Origin of the sequence: Kribbella sp. CA-253562 (assembly GCF_050942265.1) — a bacterium.
GTDB lineage: Bacteria > Actinomycetota > Actinomycetes > Propionibacteriales > Kribbellaceae > Kribbella.
Window position 1 is genome coordinate 1,276,629 of record NZ_CP192049.1, and the last position, 15,423, is coordinate 1,292,051.

7 protein-coding genes are annotated in these 15,423 nt (G+C 64.9%); all 7 read left to right on the forward strand.

Annotated features, from left to right (window positions below; translation table 11 throughout):
• The first annotated feature begins 204 nt into the window (after positions 1 to 204).
• The 7 genes from ACQPXM_RS06245 (at position 205) to ACQPXM_RS06275 (ending at position 15,408) form a co-directional block, all read left to right on the forward strand.
• Positions 205 to 9,984, forward strand: a complete 9,780-nt coding sequence (locus ACQPXM_RS06245) for a LamG-like jellyroll fold domain-containing protein (RefSeq protein ID WP_432945694.1) — start codon at positions 205 to 207, stop codon at positions 9,982 to 9,984.
• Between the two features lie 11 nt (positions 9,985 to 9,995).
• Positions 9,996 to 10,379: a hypothetical protein gene (locus ACQPXM_RS06250; RefSeq protein ID WP_432945696.1), complete on the forward strand. Its 384-nt coding sequence runs from the start codon at positions 9,996 to 9,998 to the stop codon at positions 10,377 to 10,379.
• A gap of 923 nt (positions 10,380 to 11,302) precedes the next feature.
• Complete coding sequence (locus tag ACQPXM_RS06255) at positions 11,303 to 12,406, forward strand: toprim domain-containing protein (RefSeq protein WP_432945698.1); 1,104 nt, start codon at positions 11,303 to 11,305, stop codon at positions 12,404 to 12,406.
• A 151-nt stretch (positions 12,407 to 12,557) separates the two neighbouring features.
• Positions 12,558 to 13,304, forward strand: coding sequence for a hypothetical protein (locus ACQPXM_RS06260; RefSeq protein ID WP_432945700.1), 747 nt, complete (start codon positions 12,558 to 12,560; stop codon positions 13,302 to 13,304).
• A gap of 201 nt (positions 13,305 to 13,505) precedes the next feature.
• Positions 13,506 to 14,102, forward strand: a complete 597-nt coding sequence (locus ACQPXM_RS06265) for a hypothetical protein (protein ID WP_432945702.1) — start codon at positions 13,506 to 13,508, stop codon at positions 14,100 to 14,102.
• Positions 14,051 to 15,043, forward strand: coding sequence for a hypothetical protein (locus ACQPXM_RS06270; protein ID WP_432945704.1), 993 nt, complete (start codon positions 14,051 to 14,053; stop codon positions 15,041 to 15,043). The genes ACQPXM_RS06265 and ACQPXM_RS06270 overlap by 52 nt, the downstream gene beginning before the upstream one ends.
• 41 nt (positions 15,044 to 15,084) lie before the next feature.
• Positions 15,085 to 15,408, forward strand: coding sequence for a DUF6112 family protein (locus tag ACQPXM_RS06275; protein ID WP_432945706.1), 324 nt, complete (start codon positions 15,085 to 15,087; stop codon positions 15,406 to 15,408).
• Positions 15,409 to 15,423: the final 15 nt, after the last annotated feature.

The following is a 15,423-nucleotide window of genomic DNA, read 5'->3' on the forward strand; positions in this document are numbered from 1 at the left end:
CGAGCTTCCGACCGCTCCGGAGACGGAAGCTTGCTTGTGATGTGGTTCACCTCCTGGCGTTACAGATTTCTTGAATGTCTGCAGCTTCCTGCACATCACTGGCGATTGTCGACGACGGCTTGATACGGTCGCGGGCGCCGCTGGAGGGGTCGGGGGACCCCAGGGCCTGTCAAAGGTCATCCACGCCCCTGGGGGATACTCATCATGGCCAAGTCCCGGCTGTCTGCTCGGTCTCGCCGTGCCCGCGTTCGCATCGGCAAGGCAATCGCGATCGCTGTTGCTTTGGCGGTTCCGCTGAGTGGTCTCGGCTCAGCCAATGTCCCAACCGTTGCGGCAGCGGCGATGCCGCAGGCGGCTATGTCTGGGCGAGGTGAGGCTTCGGCGCCTGGGCAACAGATGGGGTCGACGGATCCCTCCGCGGCCGAGCCGCCGGTTGGCAAGAACACGGTGACGCCGCCGTCGCTTCGGTCGATGTTCCCGACCGACAGGAAGCTCCCGACGGAGAAGGTTGAGCAGACGCCGCCGAAGGTGGTTGCGGCGGAGGCTCCCAAGGATCCGGCGAACAGTTTCAGCGAGAAGACGAGCAAAGAGTTGCCCGAGCGCCGGGACCGGTTCTCGCAGACGTTCGTCAACGCCGACAAGACCGAGACGACGGTGTTGTCTCAGGGACCGCTGAACTTCAAGAAGCCTGACGGTTCGTGGGCGAAGATTGACGCCGATCTGGCGCCGACGGAGGACAAGGGCGGCTGGGAGGTGATCTCGAACGAGGTCTACTCGTGGATCGCTCCCAAGGCGAACAACATTCCGCTGGTCCAGATGGAGCTGGGTAACGGTCACAACTTCGGCTGGAGCTTGGCTGGAGCCGGTGACGTGGCCGGGCAAATGGCGGGAAACAAGGTGTTATTCCCTGGTGTCGCGCCGGGCGCTGACTTGGAGTTGGAGTCGCAGCCGACGGGAATCAAGGAAACAATCGTCCTCAGCTCGAAGACTGCGGGCCGGACGTACACGTTCCCACTGCAACTGACCGACAACCTCACACCGTCGCTGGTCGGCAAGGAGATCGTCCTCACGGATGAGAACGGGGTGCAGCGCGGCAAGATCCCGGCTGGTGTGATGGAGGACAGCAGTTCGACGAACGGTGCCCCGGCCACCTCCACTGCCATCGAGTACGAGCTGGTGACGGTTGACGGCAAGCCGGCGATCAAAGTTACTGTTGACGACGCCTGGCTTGACGACCCGGCACGGGTCTACCCGGTCAAGGTCGACCCGACGTTCTACTGGACCGAATCGCAAAAGCCGAGCTACGCGGTGAGCGCCGGCCTGAATGGCGGCATCGACGGCGGCCAGTCCCTGCAGATAGGATGCCGTCCTGGACCGGGCCAGACGACTTGCCCAAGCACCGGCTGGAACGTCTTCGCATCCTACCTGTCGTTCCCGAGTCTTGTTCCCGCGCTTCGCTACCACAAGATCTTTACCGCGCGGCTCGACCTGTTGAACTACGAGTCCGGTTCATGCGCAGCGCGCTGGGTTGATGTGCACGGCGTCACCCAGGCCTGGCAGAACATCCCGCAGGCGCAGCTGAAGTTCCCTGGCCCGCCGGTGACGCCGGCTGCGCTTGGTGGTGCAGGTTTCGCGAAGGGCTACATCGCGACAGGGCAGACCTCGTCGGCTTGCAAGGCCGGCTACCAGCCGATCGAGCTTCAGGCTGCCGGTCGCGACTGGATCCAGAGCCTGGCGGATGGGACGCGTGACAACTGGGGTCTGGCGGTCCGTGCCCGTAACCAGACCGACTCGGCGTCGTGGAAGAAGTTCGCAGGCGTCGACACCGCGAACCCGCCACGGCTGGTGGTCACGCACTCGCCGTACCGGGCGTCGTACGCGGCGATGCCACAGAATCCTACGGACTACGTCACCCAGGACAAGCCAGGGACGTTCCCGATCTACGTGAAGAACCTGGGTGCGTATACCTGGCAACCGGGCGTGGACTTCATGACCTATCGAGTTTTCGACGCGGCTGGCAACCAGGTGCACACTGAGGCTGCGCACAAGACGCAGTTCCCGACGATTGTGTCGCACCTGGGCGGCATGACTCTGCCGGTGTCGGTGCAGAAACTGCCCGGTAGTGCCGAGGGGACGCGGTATCGGATCGAATTCACGATGGTCCACCAGGACGGCAGCATCCCAAGAACTTTCACCGACTGGGGGATCGATCCGCTGAGGATTGACATCGTGGTGAAGAACGTTCCACCGGTTGTAGATCCGGCAGGCGTATGGCCGTTGAATGGTGCCCAGGCAACGACATTGAGACCGCAGGTGTGGGCGGACGCTGTTGATCCCGATGCGCCTGAGACGAGCATTCAGTATCGCTTCGAGATGTGTGAGGTGGTCGGTACCGATCATCGGGTGAACTGTTTCACCAGTGGTGACTACGGTGCTGCCAAGACGTGGGTAGTGCCGTTCGGAAAGCTTGCCTGGAACAAGGAGTACGAGTGGCGGCCCTGGATCCGCGATAACGACGGTGTCGTGCAGACCATCCAGCCGATCACGATGTTCACCGACGTCCCGCAGCCGGTGATCACATCGCACCTCGCCAACAGTGAGGCTCAGCCGGGGGACAAGCCCTTCGATCCCCAGGCCGGCAACTACACGACAGCAGCGCTGGATGTCGTCGTACCTGTCGCAGGGCCGGAGCTCAATGTGGCGCGGACGTACAACAGTCTTGATCCGCGCCGTGACGGGCTGTTCGGCGCCGGCTGGTCGAGCCGCTACGACATGCGGGTCCAGACCGAGACCGGCTTTCCGTTCCACACCTTGGTGACCTATCCCGATGGACGACAGGTTCGGTTTGCGCGGAACACCGACGGCAGCTACAGCGCACCGCGAGGTTCCAAGGCGATTCTGACCGGCGCTCTTTCTGGGCCGTGGTCTCTACAGATCGCGCCTGGAACGACGTACGAGTTCGCTGCGACGAGCGGACGGTTAAGCAAGATCTCCGGCGCGCAGGGCAAGCCGCTCGTACTGACCTACGACAGCGCCGAGGCGACGGCCAAACTTCAGTCTGTGGCGAGTCAGGGTGGCGCTGGGCGCAAGCTGACCTTCGCCTGGACCCAGGACGGCAAGCATGTCGCGTCGGTCAGCACACAGCCAGTTGGCGGAACGGCCCTGACGTGGACCTACGAGTACTCCGGCGATGCGCTGACGAAGGCGTGCAACTCGGAACAGAAGTGCACGACCTACGGCTTCGAGCAGGGCTCGCACTATCGCAGCGCGGTGCTGGACAGCAAGCCGGACGTCTATTACCGCCTGTCCGATGCAGTCGGAATCGCGTCGAACGAGGTCGACATCGCGCCGCGGACCGATTTCGGCTCCCATCGTCAGACCACTCTTGGACAGAGTTCCGCGCTGGCCGGTGTCGGCGAGGCGGACAAGTCGACTGGATTCGGTGGCGCGACAGCCAAGTCGTCCGTCGGGCTGAAGAACGGCTTGCTGAATAGAAGCCGTGACGCGTCGGTCGAGATGTGGTTCAAAACCGGTGCCGCGGGCTCACAGCCGCTGATCGGGTATCAGAACAAGGCCCTCGGGACGCCGCCGACTGCCGGCATGCCGCTGCTGTACGTCGGTACCGATGGCAAGCTCCGAGGTCAGTTCTGGCAGGGCGCGGCCGCACCGATCACCTCGTCGGTTCTGGTGAACGACAACAAATGGCACCACGTTGCGCTGAACGCGTCCGACGGCTTTCAAACGTTGTACCTGGATGGCGGGTTGGTCGGCAGCCTGGACGGTCCAACGATCAACAACGACCCCTTCCCGATCGGCCAGATCGGCGCGGCGGCGACCGCGCGAGCCTCTGACTGGCCCGGGTGGGGCACGGAGGCGACCCGGTACTTCGACGGTCTGATCGACGAGGTGTCGCTCTACTCGCACCCGATCTCAGCCAAGGAGATCGTCAGCCACTATGAGCTGGGCAAGACGGCCGCCGATCAGTTGACGTCGATCACGACGCCGACCGGTCGCACGCTGACCCAGCTTCGGTACAACCCCGCTGACGATCGCATCACCGAGTACGTCGACGCGAACGGCGGCTCGTGGCAGCTCGACATCGCACGGATCACCGCCAGCGACACCGACCTTCGGCGTACGGTCCGGGTGACCGACCCGGCCAACCGATCGTATGTCTACGAGTACGACGCGCTCGCCGGCAGATTGCTGCGGACCGGCCGGCCACTCGGCGCGCGGACGAGGGTGGAGGATCACCCGAGTTCGCCGGCGCCTGACGTGGCTGTGGACTGGCCCCGATCGGGATACGGCATCAGGAGCTTCACCTACGACAAGACCGGCGTGTTGACGAAGGTGACGAACGAGGTCGGCGCCGAAGTCAGCATGACCTACGACTCGCGCGGCAATGTCGCTTCGACGAAGACCTGCCGCATGGGCGCGACGGACTGCCGGACCGAGTTCAACGTCTACCACGCGAATTCGGCGTGGAGTCCGCTGGATCCGCGCTGGGACAAGCTGGCGATCTACCGGGACGGTAGGTCGAGCAGCGCAACCGACGACACGTACCGGCGTAGCACCTCGCTGAACGCGGCGGGTGACTTCATCACCGAGCGCAGTCCCGACGGCGGCCAGGTAAACTACACCTACACCGACGGTTTAGCTACCGGGCCTGACGGTCAACCGATGCCCGCCGGGCTGCTCCGCACATCCACGAGCACGGTCACGGTGACGACAAGCGCGCAAACCCAGTACCTCTACGACCAGCACGGCCAACTCGTGCAGCTCACCTCCCCGTCCGGTCTGGTCACGAAGTACACCTACGACGAGATCGGCCGCAAACTCACCGAGACGCAGGTTTCGGACAGCCACCCGGCCGGCGTCACCTCGACGTACACCTACGACAAGATGTCGCGCGTCGCGAGCGTCACCGGGCCGGTCACGACCGACGCTGTGACCGGCGAGAAGCACCAGCAGAAGGCCGAGATCGAGTACGACGACGACGGCAACGTCGCCAAGTCGACCGCCAAGGACCTGCTGACCGGCGACGAGCCGCGGGTGACGACCTTCGAGTACGACGACCGCGGACGAGTGATCCGGACGGTTGACGCGACCGGCAAAGAGACCCAGCAGGGGTACGACCAGTTCGGTAACAAGACCTGGTCTCAGGACGCCAACGGTGCACGCTTCGAGTACGCGTACAACGACTTGAATCTGCTGACCGAGGTCCGGGACTTCAACATGCCGAGCGATACGCCGGACGACCCCGGGTCCACGCCCGAGGAGGGGCCGACGGAAGGTGTCGACTACACCGTCCAGCAGACCACCTGGTACGACCCGGCCGGCCGGAAGTCCGTCGACATCGACGCGATGAAGCGGGTGACGAACTACGTCTACAACGGCGACGACACCCTCAAAACGGCAACGCTGGTCGGATTCCACAACCCCGACGGCACGACCCGCAACTTCGTTCTCGAGAGCAACACCTACGACAAGGCCGGCAACAGAACCCGATCGGTCACCGACAACGGCAAAACCACGATCGACTACACCTACGACGTAGCCGGCCGGGTGGCGACCACCACCGCGGATCCGCTGACGCTGAAGCGCAAGACAACCGACACCCACGACCTGGCGGGCAACGTCACCAAGCGCGAGACCACCGGCGCCTGGTCCAACGCGGACCTGGCCGGGCCGACGGCCGTGACCGATGTCGTCAGCTATGTGTTCGACACTGCTGGCCGCCCGATCGAAACCAAGGTTCAGAACACCGACGGGTCGTTCCTGACCACGTCATCGACGTACGACCAGCGGGGCTTGAAGCTCACCGAGACCCAGCCGCGCGGCAACGTCGCAGGCGCGGTCAAGGCGGACTTCACGACCAAGTTCGAGTACGACGAACTCGGCCGGCAGACCCGTACCGTCGCTCCGAAGGTCCAGGCCGAGCAAAACGGCGATGCGGCCGCTGCCGTCCAGCCGTCCGCCGTCGTGGGCTATGGATCCTTCGGGCAACAGACCTCGGTTAAGGATGCGCTCGGTAACATCAGCAAGTCGTCATTCGACAAGCTCGGTCGACCCGTTGAGGTCATCGGATCGGCGTACACACCGCCAGGCGGACAGCCGCTGACACCCAAGACGACTCTTGAGTACGACGCGGTCGGCAATGTGTTGGCGCAGATCGATGAGCGCGGGAACGCCACGCGCTTCACCTACGATCACCTGAACCGGCAGGTCCAGGTCGACACTCCCGGTAGGACGAACGACGAGCGGGCGCTGACCAACCTGACCTACACGCCGAACGGCGATGTGGAGTCGAGGACTGATCCGCTGGGCGCGGTGACGAAGTACACCTATGACGATTTGGACCGTCTCGTCACGACCACCGCTGTCGAGCGCAAGCCGGTCGCCGGAAACTTCGTCACACGGTTGACGTACGACGACATGGGCAATGTGGTCACCGCGAAGACTCCGTCCGGCGCGACCGCGACGAACACCTACGACACACTCGGTCAGCTCACTCAATCGGCCGATCCGAATAACGTCCTGACTAAGCTGGGTTACGACTACGTCGGCCGTCAGGTCCGCAGCAGCGACGGTCTCGGCCGGAGCAGCGTCGCGTCGTACAACAAGGCTGGGCAGCTCGTGTCGAGCAAACTACTCGACGCGGCGAACAACTCACCCGGCACCACCCAGCTGGCCTATGACGCTGACGGCAACCTCGTCAGCTCGACACCGGCCAGTGGCAACCGGCCGACGACCTACACCTACGATGCCCTCGGCCGGCTGACCCAGCAGGTCGATCCGGTGACGGCAACCGAGTCGATCACCATCAGCTACGGGTACGACGCCGCCGGCAACCGCACGCGATACACCGACGGACGCGGCAACTCAACGATCTACACCATCAACACCCTCGGCCTGCCGGAGAAGGTGATCGAGCCCTCGACGACCGCGCACCCGGCGGCAGCCGACCGTACCTGGACCGCGTCGTACGACGCGGCAGGCAACTCCTCACTGCTGCTCTCCCCAGGCGGGGTACAGCGCACCCGCTCCTACGATGCAGTCGGTCGACTGCTGAAGGAGGAGGGGACCGGCGCCGAGGCATCGACTGCTACCCGCGAGTTGTCGTACGACCTGGCCGGCCGGCTGATCTCGAGCAGCTCGATCGGCGGCCTGAACACCTACAACTACAACGACCGCGGCATGCTGCTCCGCGCCGACGGCCCCTCCGGAACCTCGACCCACGGTTATGACGCCGACGGACAATTGACGCAGCGCATCGATGCTGCCGGCACCGCCGACTTCACCTACCTCAACGGTCGCCCGGCGACCGTCACCGACCCGGTCACCAGAACCACCCAGACGCTGGGCTACAACACCGCCGGACAACTCAGCACCATCGACTACGGCTCCGGCCGAGTCCGGACCGTCGGCTACGACGCCTACGGCCGGATGAACTCCGACGCACTCAAGGCAGGCCAGACCGTCATCTCCTCGATGACCTACGGCTACAACGCCGACAACAACATCACCAGCAAGAAGACCACCGGTGTCGCCGGCGCGGCGGACAACACCTACACCTACGACCAACTCGGCCGCCTCACCTCCTGGACAGCAGGAACGAAGACGACCGAGTACGGCTGGGACGCGGCCAGCAACCGGACCAAAGCGGGGACCAAACTCGCCACGTATGACGAACGCAACCGTCTCATCAACGACGGCACCTCGGCCTACACGTACTCGGCCCGAGGCAGCCTGCTCGCCAAGACAGCCGGCGCAACCACCGAAGCGTTCACCTTCGACGCCTTCGACCGCATGATCAAGAACTCCGACCGCGACTTTACCTACGATGCCCTCGACCGCCCCGTTGCGGCCGGGACCGCCCGCATGCGGTACGCCGGGTTCAGCGACGAGGTCGTCACCGACGGGACGCAGTCCTTCGGCCGCACCGCCTCCGACGGCCTGCTGTCCGTCGGATACGAAACCACCAAGCGCCTGGTCCTTGCAGACCGCCACGGCGACATCGTCGGCGGCTTCGACCCCACCGACACGACCCTCGCGGCAGGCCTGCCCGACTCCCGCACTTACGATCCCTTCGGCAACTCCACCGCAGCCAACGGCCTCAAGTACCGCATCGGCTACCAAGGCGACTGGACCGACCCACGCAGCGGCGACATCAACCAAGGCGCCCGCTGGTACAACCCCGAATCCGGCACCTTCAACTCCCGAGACACCATCACCCACCCGGCCGGCTCAGCCTCGTCCCTGCCCAACCTGTACGCCTACGCCGCCGGCAACCCGATCCTGATGCGGGACCCGACCGGCAACGGTCCCGATCCTGAGGACGGCGGTACCTTCGAACACGAGTGCGACGAGTACTGGGGAGTGGTTGGCGACGGGCATGGCTGGATTACTTCATGTGATTGGAAAGCCAAGCCGCCACCACCGGCCAAATGCGTGAAGAACTGCAAGAAGAACCACCCGATCCCGCCGCCTCCGGGCGAGTGCAAGAAGCATTGCGGTGACGGTGACGGCGGCGGTGGCGATGACGGAGGGGACGATGAGGACCCGCGGCGGGAGTGCAAGCGGAACTGTGGTGACGATCGTCCGCCGCCACCGCCGAAGTGTGACGCCGAGTGCAAGCGCAAAAAGGAAGAAGCAGAGAAGCGCCGGCGTACAGAGGAAGCTCGCGAGAAGCAGGAGGACCGTGCTCAGACGATTCCGGTCGTCCCACCGGGAATTCCGTCCTGTGGTGCCAAGAACCCAAGCTTGTGCCCCAGTAAACCCACCCGCCCAGCCGACAACAATGGCGGTTATGTAGACCGCAGCGGCTCGACGGATAGCAACGCGGACCGGACCTATCGTGAGACGGTCACCACGCTTGGCAGCGTGGTGGGCGAGACGAGTGAATCGGGCCAGCGGAGCTTGCTGGATTCGCTTGCGGATTCCGGCCTGCCAGGCTCTCGTCTGTCGCCAGGCGAGGCTCAGCTGGCCCAGTTGATCAGGGAGAATCCCGAAGTCGTTCACTTCGGTCTTGATATCGGCGGTCTCATTCCATTCGTTGGCGAGTACTTGGACGTCAACAATGCCCTGTTGTACGCCAGTGAGGGAGACGAGCTCAATGCGGCGTTGAGTGGCTCTTCGGCGATCCCTGGCATCGGCTGGGTGCCTGCCGGGATCAAGCTGGGTAAGAAGATCCCGAAGCTCGTCAAGATTCTTCGCAAGTGTGACAACTCATTCGTCCCCGAAACTCGGGTGCTGATGGCCGACGGGACCACCAAACGCATCGACCAGGTCCGCGTCGGCGACGTCGTCATGGCCGCCGACCCCAAAACTGGCGAGAAGTCCGCCCAACGCGTCACCGACGTCATCGTCGGCGAAGGCTCCAAGCAACTGGTTGAGCTCCATGTCCGCCAGAAAGCGGCTCTGAAGCTCGAAGTGCCCGGCAAACTCACAGCAACGAGCAACCACCCCTTCCATACCGAGAACCCCCACCAGTGGCTCGATGCGGGGCAATTGTCACTCGGCTCAGCGCTGACGACGTATCGCGACTCGGACAAGGTCACCGTCGATGACGCCCGCGCCCGGACCCAGGTTGTCCGCGTCTTCAATCTGACTGTCCACCGTCTGCACACGTACTATGTTTTGGCTGGCAACACTCCGGTACTGGTCCACAACTGCCCCCCTGGTGGAGCTTCGGGCGCCAGTCGTTGGGTCGGTCGGACTGAAAATGCAGGTGACCTGTCCAAAAAATACACGCCAGGGCAGTCGACTCGAGATCCGTCCTCCGAGTGGTACCACGAGATGTTGAGCGACGATGATCTCTTGAAGGGAATCAACAATGCCGCCGAGGGTGACGGGATTGTCGTCTCGCAAGGGGGGACGATTCTTGGAGGCCACCACCGCTGGGATGAACTCCAAAGAAGGATCGGCGATGGGCGTATCGACCCTTCTACGAAGATCCGCATCCAAGTCTATGATGGGGAGTAACCTCGATGCCCATGATCTCCTCGACGGATCCCGACTTTCGGGTGTGTCAGATTGATTTCAATACGCTGCTCGAAATCCAGGCAGAGGCCGAGGTTCAGGGTTGGGCAACGCGTTGGACCTCGGCGGACGCGCTTCGTAGCCAGGTGAGGGCGGATATCTCGTTCTTGCAGTCGATGATGCGGGAGGAGCGGGGTGGTGTGGTCCGGACCTATCGATGCTTACTGCTGTTCTCGGCCACGGAGAGCGGGGAGGCCGGCGGTGTAGCAACCATTGACATCAGCCCAGCGCGGCTGGAGTCGCTTGATCGGCTTGATCGAGACCCGGATGTTCGCAAGGCGTTCGCGCGGATGTTCTCGCTGGCGCTGGGTGGGGTCTCAACGGTTTCCAAGAGATAGTGGGAGTTAGTCGGTCAGGCCCCTGCCGGATGGGCTCACTGCCACGTTCTGCGGCGGCGTTCCGGGCGGGACGTTGCTGTCAACGCTTCTTCGGCGGCGGGAGGTTCGAAGCGGCGGGGTCGGGGTGCGCCGGTACGGACGTTGCGGGCGAGGCTGCGCGGGACCTCCTGCTCGCGTACCGCGTGCTCCAGGGCGGAGTGCACGTAGGCCGAAGTCGAAGACGGGAGCCGCTTGGAGCAGCACTTTCCGGCGGCGCAGCACAGGAATTTGGTCGCGGGCGGCGCCGAGGCCGCGGGTGCAGCACTGGCAGGTGGTGCGGGCTGGTTGAGCCCGCTGCGGACGTCCTTTGCGTAAGTTTGGCGAGCTTCTTCCGCCCGAGGCCGGGGATGAGGTAGAGCCGAGCAACAGCGGTGTAGCGGGAGTGGGTGTTTCCGCGGAGCTGTGGACGGCGACTGCATCGAGCCAGTGCGTCAGGTACGCGCTCACGCTGCCCTGTGCGGAGGGGACGGGGAGCCGTGGTTGCTGTCGTCGATCTTCTCCGTGAGCTTGGCCAGGGCCTCCTTCCTGGTGGCGCCGTAGACGCGGATGCCCTTGGGGGTGTTGCCGGGGGCGAGGACGTATCCGGCGGCTTCCCAGCGGATGTCCTTGCGTTGGTAGACGGTGCCGTCACCCGATGCGTATGTATGCGGCCGCTCGTGGTGCCGGCGGGCATGTCCGCATCTGGTTCATGGTCGGTCCCGCAGTCGATCAAATCGTCCAAGAAGGACGACTCCGCTGCCCGAGCGCTATGAGACGCCTTGATGGCGGGCACACCAGGAGTCCTGGATCTGGTGATCTGGGTTCTCCGCACTCCTCGTGTCGTTGACGTTTGTCTCCCAGGCGTCTGCGGACGTCGAACGTCGGCTGCAAGGAGTGATGAGGAGATGAGCGGCGTCCCCGAATCAGGAACCAGTTCAACACGTGTAGTTGAGGCCCACACGGAAGCAATTCGCTTCTATCGCGGTGAGCTCCTCATGAGGCCGGGGCAATGGGCCACGGCGCATCTCCAGGTACGGGGATTCGGGCAGGTGCTCGAACCCGGGTCCCGGTGGCGGGTGGGCTATGCGCCGGCTGGTTGGTCCCACCTCGTCGAGCATCTGCGCAGTAGCGGCTTCAAGGATGCGGAGCTGATCGACGCAGGCCTGGCGCTCATGACCAAGAACGGCTATCTGATCGATCGATTTCGTGACCGCATCATGTTTCCGGTTCACGATCCAGGTCTGGATCCGGTCGGGTTCATCGGTCGGGGGCGGGGTCGGTCGCCGAAGTATCTGAACACGGCGACCACTTCGATGTATCGCAAGCGTGAGGTTCTGGTCGGAATCGCTGAGCAGGAGCTGCTGCTGGCGCGTGGCACGGTGCCGGTGCTTGTCGAGGGTCCGCCAGACAGCATCGCGGTGAGCCTCGCAGATCGTGGACAAGGGCGCTGGGCGGGAGTCGCGCTCTGCGGTACTGCTATCTCGTCGCTGCAGGCTGAGATTCTGCGGGCGTACTCCCAGTCGGACACCGTGGTCGTCGCTTTGGATGGAGATGTCCCCGGCCGAACCGCGGCGGCCCGTTGCTTGGAGCCGCTGTCGAGGCAGTTCTCGCGCGTCCTGGTGGCAGATCTGCCCGACGGTGAGGATCCAGCGTCGCTGTTCAGATCACCTGACGGCCGCGGTCGCCTTCGCGCCGAGCTGGAGGCCACACGGCCATTGGTGAGCTTGGTCATCGAACTCGAGCTAAGCCGCTGGTCACGAGTACTCGATCATGTGAACGGCCGGATCGGGGCACTTCGATCCGTTGCTGCGCTGGTTCGGCAGCTCCCCAGTGCTCTCGTCGCCGATGAGATCGCGCGCCTGTCCCGGATCCTCAACTTGGATACGTCGACCGTGACCCGCGAGGTCCTCGACGCGAACGCCGTCAGGGTCCCACGTCAGCGGGCGGTGAGAACTCGCAGCCAGCTCGCCATGGGTACCGATCCGCCTGTGCCCGGTCTGAGCTGGTAGGCGTGAAGTCAGGACCGAGGCGTTGCTTTCGGCAATCGTCTCCGGGGACTTTCCCAGGAGTCCGGGAAGTCCAGATCCGGGTTACGAGTGCGGGCCGTGGAAGCGAGATTTGAACCCACAGATCGCAATCAGTGGATGTGGGGAGCAAACAATGACCGTTGAACTGCAGAAGCTTCTTGTTGAAGTGGCGGAGTCGAACTGGGAGCCTGCCGCCTCCGAGCTGCTGGCGCGGGGGATCGAAGAACGGATCGTCGCGTTCTTGCCGAGCCGGGCCAGGGCGGCTCTGGGGCCGGAGGAGGCGGCGCAGCGGGCCCGAGTCGTTGCCTGGGAGCGGTGTCGGGCCATGGTGGACCGTGGAGTCGTCACAGCGACGTGGGGGTATCTAGCGAACGTTGTGCGGTGGCGGCTGGCCGATTCGGTTCGCGCGGAGGCTCTGCGGCGTCAGCGGCATCCGTTAACGCAGGTGATTCCCGAGCGAGTTGACGAGCGGGTGCCGGTGGAGCTGGGACCGCTGCTCGATTCGATCGCACTAGAACTCACCCGGTGGGGGTTGTCTGAGCGTCGGGCTCGTGGGTTGCTGCATGAGGCGACCGATGGAGCACGGTTCGAGCGCTCCGCGATCCGGAGTCGGCTGCTGGCTGCTGGAGCGACAAGGAGCCAGGCCGAGGGACTGGCGTGGTTGCTTCGTGGCGGCGCAGCCAACCCCTCGGCGGTTGCTCGCCTCGCGACCGGGCAACCTCGCGCTGAGGTCTTCGAGCATCCGCTGATCCAGCGGTGGTTGGCTGCCGCAGCAGGCCTGGACCCGGCCTTCGTCGGCGGCAGAAGAGGCACCGGAAGTCTCCCCGGCGTGATCACGCCGGCGCCGTCGGCGGGCCCGGGACTGGCCAGAACCGCGTAGCGGTGCAAGCCGCCGCTTTGCCAGCCGTTGAGTTCGGCATGAAGACGAACAGTCCCCGGCGTACCCACTGGCTTGTCCGCTATTACCGCTGGCAGGCCCGCCTGTACCTGCGCGTGCTCCGCGCCCTCTGGATCATCCCGGCGCCGGTCGAGGCGTCGCTGCAGAGGCGGCTCGCACGCCGACCCGGAGGTGGAAACTGACATGGCAGGAATCTTGCGCTCGAAGGCGGTGATCGCGGCCGCGACCGCCGTGGCGCTCGTTGTGCTTGCGGGCGTGACCATCGCTCGATGGCAGGGATCCGAGGACCGGGCTCCGCAGGTGGCGGCTGCCCAGAGCGATGACGGCGGGTCGACTCGGCTCAAGGCTTGGGATCGCCCGGCCACGACGGATCCGAGGGTCTACGCGGAGGCGTACGCCACGGCGATCTGGTCCTACGACAGCACCCTGCATGGGTACTTCGACTGGCAGGACGCGGTGAAGATGTTCGCCGACCCGATGGACACTGGTGGCCCGCGGGTGGCGGGCAGCATGCTGCCGGACTTCGCGCAGTGGGAGCAGCTCGATCTGCACGACGGCAAGGCCACGGTCGACGACGTGTCGCTCGAGACGCCGCCGGAGCTGGCCCGCCTGGAGCGGCTTCCGCAGACGCCGAGTGGCTGGCATGGCTTCGTCGTTCGGGGCCGGCAAACCAACGTGATCGACGGCGCTCCGCGGATCGCTGCTCGGGCGGTGACGGTGGCGGTGGTGTGTACGCCGCAGTGCCGATTCTGGTCGGCGTCCGCGGAGGGGCCGGCGTGATCCTCAAGTTCGTCGCCGCAGCTGCCTGTCTTGCGTTCGTGATCGTGCTGGTGCCGCCGATCGCGGCGGCTAGGGGTGGGGCGAGCAGTTGCGTGGCGACACCGATCGCCGGCGAGGTCGCCCTGGACGCCGAGCAGCGCTCGAACCTCGCAGTCGTAGTCGCGACTGGTGACCAGTTGCAGGTCGACCAGAGGGGCAAGGTCATCGCGGTGATGACCGCCTTGACGGAGTCGTCGCTGCGCAACGTCAACCATGGCGATGCCGCCGGACCAGACTCCCGAGGCCTCTTCCAGCAACGCAACGGTTGGGGACCGCTCGCAGTACGGATGGATCCCGAAGGAGCGTCAGTCCTGTTCTACACCGCCTTGCTCAACCTGCCCGGGTGGACGGAAATGGACCCGTGGTTGGCCGCCCAAGAGGTCCAGCGCTCGGCGTTCAGCGACGGCCGGAACTACAAAGCCAACTACCTCCGGGCTCAGGCCCTGGTCGGCTCGTCACCAGAGTCGATCTGCGGGCCGGCGCCCGCGGCCGGTGACACCAGGGAACTGCCGGGCGCGGACGCGGCGATCACTCGAGCGATGAGCTTGGTCGGGCAGCGTGGCTACTACCAGCTGTGTGCCCGGCTCGCGGCCAACATCTGGGGACGGCCTCGCGCCGGCTATGCCTCGGCGGCCGAGCAATGGGCGCAGATGGTTGCGTCAGGCAACGCACACCTCGACCGTCAACCACCGCTCGGTGCTCTTGTCTTCTGGAGCACCGACGGCGTCTCTGGCCACGTCGCCGCCTACGTCGGCGACGGCCGCATCGTCTCCAACGACATTCACGACCAATTCGCTGGTGAGGGCGGCGTCTACCTCGTCGGCCTCAACGCGATCGAGGCGGAGTGGGGCGCGACCTATCTCGGCTGGGCGCCGCCGATCTACCAGGGACCAGCAGCATGACCACCGTCCCGGCGTACCGATCGCCGGAGAAGGGCTAGATGATGTCCACCTTCCTCGCGCCCGTGCGCGACCACCTCCTGATCACCGTTGCGACCCAAGACCCCGGCGTGAGCCCGAACTCCAACGGACTTCCCGGCCTGTCCGCGCTGAAGAGCATGGTCGGCGCGCTGCTCACCTTCGGCCTCGTCATCTGCGTCGCCGGGTTCGTCATCTCGGCCGCTGCCTGGGCGCTGGGCAGCTTGAATAACAACGCCCACTACGCCGGCCGCGGCAAGACCGGCTGCCTGGTCGCCGCGGGTGCGGCGATCCTGATCGGCTCGGCCAACACCATCATCCGCTGGGCCAGCGGCATCAGTATCAACTGAGGGAGGCGCGATGAG